The organism is Neobacillus drentensis, from assembly GCF_036965645.1.
Lineage (GTDB): Bacteria > Bacillota > Bacilli > Bacillales > Cytobacillaceae > Neobacillus > Neobacillus drentensis_D.
Genome location: NZ_JBALPZ010000239.1, coordinates 345 through 5,214, shown reverse-complemented (window position 1 = coordinate 5,214; position 4,870 = coordinate 345). Strand labels below are relative to the sequence as shown.

The following is a 4,870-nucleotide window of genomic DNA, read 5'->3' as shown; positions in this document are numbered from 1 at the left end:
ATAAAAAAACCTTCCCTATAAAGAGAAGGTCTTATCATTTATATACATTAGGAATAAAAAACCTATATTGAATCATCTTCCAATCTATTTTTATTTGTCCGAATAGGGAAAGTTATTTGGCGATCCAATCATCCAAATGAAAGTCCTTTTTAGCAAAACCCCCTTCAACTAAAACCTTTTTCGTCCCTTCCAAGAGCTTTATTCCCTCATCAGATAACGCTTCCGTTTTTAAATTACTTAGCGGCAATGAATCTTTCATAACATCGATGGGGTAACCGACTTCTTCAGATTGAAAGTGGTAAAAATTCTCAGGCTTCTTTAATAAATCCTCTAAAGATTGTTGTCGAGCTTGTTTCCATACTTCCAAGAAGTCTGGATTCTCAGCTAAGTAATCTTCTGTAATCACCGTTACCGTGCTTCCAAGCAGGTCCGGATGATCTTTTGCTTCATCTATAACGGGATACCCTTTTGACTTGATGAGTGGTCCAGAGTTTGTCGGAAAGGCATAGGCAGCAATATCATTCCGTTTTAAAGCAGTTTCCGCATCGCTAGTGGCTATATTCACAATCTGAACATCCTTAGCCAATCCCTTTTCTTCCAATACCCCCACCAGGTAACGATACATATATGACCCTAACTGAGTGGCTACCTTTTTTCCCTTTAATTCTTCAATCGACTTTACTCCATTTTTAGGGGTAATTAACCAGACATTGCTATTAATGGCAGCTTGACTAATTAACTTTGTTTTTAGCCCATTTGATTTTCCTACGATCGCCGGTGTATCTCCTAATATACCAATATCCAAATCTCCTGCAGCAATAGCTTCATTTAATGGAGGTCCATTAGGAAAAGCATGAAATTCATACTTATCTATGCCAATCTTTTTCAATTTTTCCTGCAGAATTTTATTTTGAATGGCCCATCCTTCCACTCCGGTCGGAATATTATCCTTAGTGGATCCAACATACCCTATCCTTAGTGTTTTTGACGGAGAACTTGAATCTTGTTTAGCTGTCACAGATGCCTTTGAACTGCTATTATTTGCGCATCCAGCCGCAATTGTCAAAAACAAAGTTGCCAACAGAAATCCAGCAACCCCTTTTATTATTGATTTTTTTCGTAACTTCATGATATATCCTCCTACTTGGCATTAATGTCCTGGTAATTTACTCATTAAACGAAACATCTTATAAGAAGCATCGGAAGAAGCAGTAGAACTTTGACCTTTCCCCCAGCCTAGCTCTCTCCGATAACTTCCCAATAGACCACTTTGAAGTACCTCTTCTTCATTTATCGTTACTTCATCTACATTTGGAGAAACATACATTGCATCTGCAGGGCAATATACTTCACACATAAAGCAGGTTTGGCAATCATCTTTACGAGCGATGACCGGAACTTCTCCTTTTTTCTGTTCAAATACGCCAGTAGGGCACACGGAAACACATATACCACAACTTACACATTTAGACTGACTAATGATTTCAATCATCTTTATACCCCTTCCACTTGATGCAATGACTTATCCGGTTTAACCCAGATGTCATCAAGTCCTCCAGATAAAATTCGGTAATGATAATTAGGATTTTGTTCCTTATAATCTAAGCGTTTATGCATCCCCCTTGTCTCTTTTCTCTCTAATGCTGAAGAATACATCCAACGCGCGGTAGCCGTCATGGCAGCAGCCTCTCTTGCCCTCACTACATTTGATTCGTTTGCTAATAGCCCAAACCGAATTTCCTCCCAAACCTCGTCAAGACGCTGCAGAGAAGACTGTAATGTTTTTTCATTTCTAAAAAGATTAATTTCAGTGGGAGTCACCTCGGATCGGACACTTTCTGTAATTTCATGCAATACCGATAGTTTTTCAGTACTTCTGCTTATCTTAAAGGCTGTCGGCGTGCTAGAAATCCCATCTACATTACGTTTTGTTGCATGAACTCCAAGTTGCAATGAATATTCCCCTGCTGCCTCACCGGCCCACGAACCGGAAGACATAGCCCAGGCCGCATTATGACTCCCTCCACCTGTAAATCCACCACAAATAAATTCTCTTGTGGCAGCATCGCCGGCTGCAAATAGGCCTGGCACCTTCGTTTCGCACTTCTCACTGATTAGATGAATACCGCCCGTCCCTCGAACCGTTCCTTCTAATCTCATCGTTATCGGGAATCGGTCGGTAAATGGATTAATCCCCAATCGGTCAAAAGGAAGAAAGAAATTCGGCTGTGCTTTCCGCATCCATTGCTCCATGTCTGTATCTGCTTTATCAAGTCTGGCATAAACAGGCTGTGTCTGCAGAGTCTTAGCAATCACTGATCGTCCTTTTTGTGATCCCGCCCCTTCAATAATTGATCCATCCTCATAGTAAAAGGAAGCCCATGTATAAAATGCTGTTTTCGTAACCGACGAAAATGCGGGAGCAATGGCATAAGCATTTGAAAATTCCATGCCTGATAAATGTGCTCCTGCTTCAGCGGCCAGTAAATAACCATCACCAGTCAAGACATTGGTACCTAATGCTCTGCTTAGAAAGGCACATCCGCCTGATGCGATAACGACAGCTCCTGCCTTTACTTTCCAACGTTCTCCCGTTGAACTAAATATCCCAGCAGCCCCGCCAACACCATTGTCATCAAGTAGCAGCTCAAGCGCTGGACTATGATCCCAAATTTTCACTCCTGCTTTTTTTACTTGTTTCCGCATTAACCGCATGTATTCAGGGCCCTGCAGGCTCTTCCGATGTTTATTTCCGTCATCACCGAACGGAAAAGGATATCCCCATGCATCTAGTTGATTGACATTGCTATAGGTTCGATCCAGCACATTCTTCATCCATTTTCGGTCCGCTAAATAACCCCCAAGGGCTTCCCTGCTTTTCATCGCAGCTTCTTGCTCCTCGGGTGTTGGATTCACATACCAAACTCCGGTTCCCGAGGGGGCTGTCGCACCACTGGTACCGCAATATCCCTTATCAACTAGAATAACGCTTGCCCCCTTGGAAGCAGCATTAATCGCCGCCCAGGTCCCTGCAGGTCCTCCCCCAATCACCAACACATCGGTTTCTATTTCTTGTACAACTTGTTTTCCTATAAGGTTACTCATACTTGCTCCCTCCTTGTAATTCTGTATAATAAATTTATTAAATTAGATCGTACGAACTTTTTAGGAAGTGACTCATGCAAAAGTGACTTTTGCATTCCCAACACTCGATCTAAAATTAAGTTTCCAAAATGATGGCCACTGTTGACCAAAACCGTTACCTATCTTTTCAATAGATTCCCTCCCTTATGATTAAATAAAAAAGAGACTTCTCTTGAATGCCTAAAAGGCGCGAGAAGTCTCTATTCGCATAGTCGACTGGTAGATACAAAAAAGGAAACACAATTAATTGTGTTTCCAGTTGTCTGGTTAACTTTATTTAATTGGGTAGTTTTTAAAATCCGACAAAACTTATATGATTACTCTAAAAGGATATTAACACCACCTATCAAATCTGTCAACCAATATTATGAAAATTTTTAATTTTTACACTTTATCCACTCAAAATCACTTTTTCCTTTTTGAGCACCACAAATGGAACTCGTTAGTACAGATAGAACTTCCGCTTTTTTATGATGCTTTACGAATATCGATCGTTTTTCCTTCTTTACGCCACTTCTTAAATTCAGCTGTAGCTGTAAAAAGGACATCTGTAGAGGAGTTAAGCGCTGTTTCACAAGAATCTTGTAAAACACCAATGATAAAACCTACTCCTACTACTTGCATCGCAACATCACTAGGGATACCGAACAAGCTGCATGCGAGCGGAATCAACAAAAGGGAGCCTCCAGCAACCCCTGATGCACCGCAAGCACAAATGGCTGATAGCACACTAAGGATGATGGCTGTAGGGATGTCCACATGAATACCTAATGTGTTTACAGCTGCAAGAGTTAGAACAGAAATGGTCACCGCTGCACCAGCCATATTGATGGTTGCCCCTAATGGGATAGACACAGAATAAGAATCTTTATCTAAACCTAAATCCTCACATATTCTCATATTGACAGGAATGTTTGCCGCTGAGCTGCGTGTAAAGAAAGCTGTAATTCCACTCTCTTTTAAACACTTAAATACAAGCGGATAAGGATTCTGGCGAATATTAACGAATACAATAATCGGATTGACAACCACAGCCACAAAAATCATGCATCCTAACAATATGGCAAGTAATTTTCCATAGTTCAGCAGGGAACCAACCCCATTTGTTGTGATGGAATCAATCACAAGACCCATAATTCCAAATGGAGCAAACTTGATGACCCATGTGACCATTTTGGATACAGCATCTGAAAAGTTAGAAATTAACGTTTTGGTCGTATCGGAGGCATTTTTTAACGCTAACCCTAGAACGATTGCCCAAGCCAAAATTCCAATGTAGTTGGCATTAAAAATAGCTTTCACCGGGTTATCAACCACGTTTAATAATAAGGATTTGAGGACTTCGACCACACCGCCTGGAGCTGACAAATCGTCCGCACCCTTTCCAAGTGACATACTAACTGGAAAAATAAAGCTCACAATCACCGCAAATAATCCGGCTAAAAAAGTTCCTAAAAGATATAAAGTTATAATAGATTTCATATTGGTCTTATGTCCCTTTTTATGTTGCGCAATCGCAGACATAACCAAGAAAAGAACCAAAACAGGCGCAATAGCTTTTAAAGCACCGACGAATAAAGAACCCAATATCACAATTGGTTTTGCTGCATTTGGAATCGCCACAGCCAGGATAATACCAATAATTAAACCAACAATGATCTGCTTGACTATACTGATTTGATTCCATTTTTTGATTGTCTTTCGCATAGATAGTCCCCCTAGAAGT

At 40.7% G+C, this 4,870-nt stretch carries 4 protein-coding genes; all 4 read right to left on the bottom strand.

Annotated elements, in window-relative coordinates; translation table 11 throughout:
- Nucleotides 1-112: 112 nt before the first annotated feature.
- Complete coding sequence (locus V7266_RS29520) at nt 113-1,129, bottom strand: ABC transporter substrate-binding protein (RefSeq protein WP_335472775.1); 1,017 nt, start codon at nt 1,127-1,129, stop codon at nt 113-115.
- 21 nt (nt 1,130-1,150) lie between these two features.
- On the bottom strand, nt 1,151-1,492 hold the full coding sequence (locus tag V7266_RS29515) for a ferredoxin family protein (protein WP_335472774.1): 342 nt from the start codon (nt 1,490-1,492) through the stop codon (nt 1,151-1,153).
- Between the two features lie 2 nt (nt 1,493-1,494).
- Entirely contained in the window at nt 1,495-3,105 is a 1,611-nt protein-coding gene (locus tag V7266_RS29510; RefSeq protein ID WP_335472773.1) for an FAD-binding protein, read from the bottom strand.
- A gap of 507 nt (nt 3,106-3,612) precedes the next feature.
- The gene (gene sstT / locus V7266_RS29505; protein ID WP_335472772.1) at nt 3,613-4,851 is read right to left on the bottom strand and encodes a serine/threonine transporter SstT; all 1,239 of its coding nucleotides are present in this window, start codon (nt 4,849-4,851) and stop codon (nt 3,613-3,615) included.
- Nucleotides 4,852-4,870 lie beyond the last annotated feature (19 nt).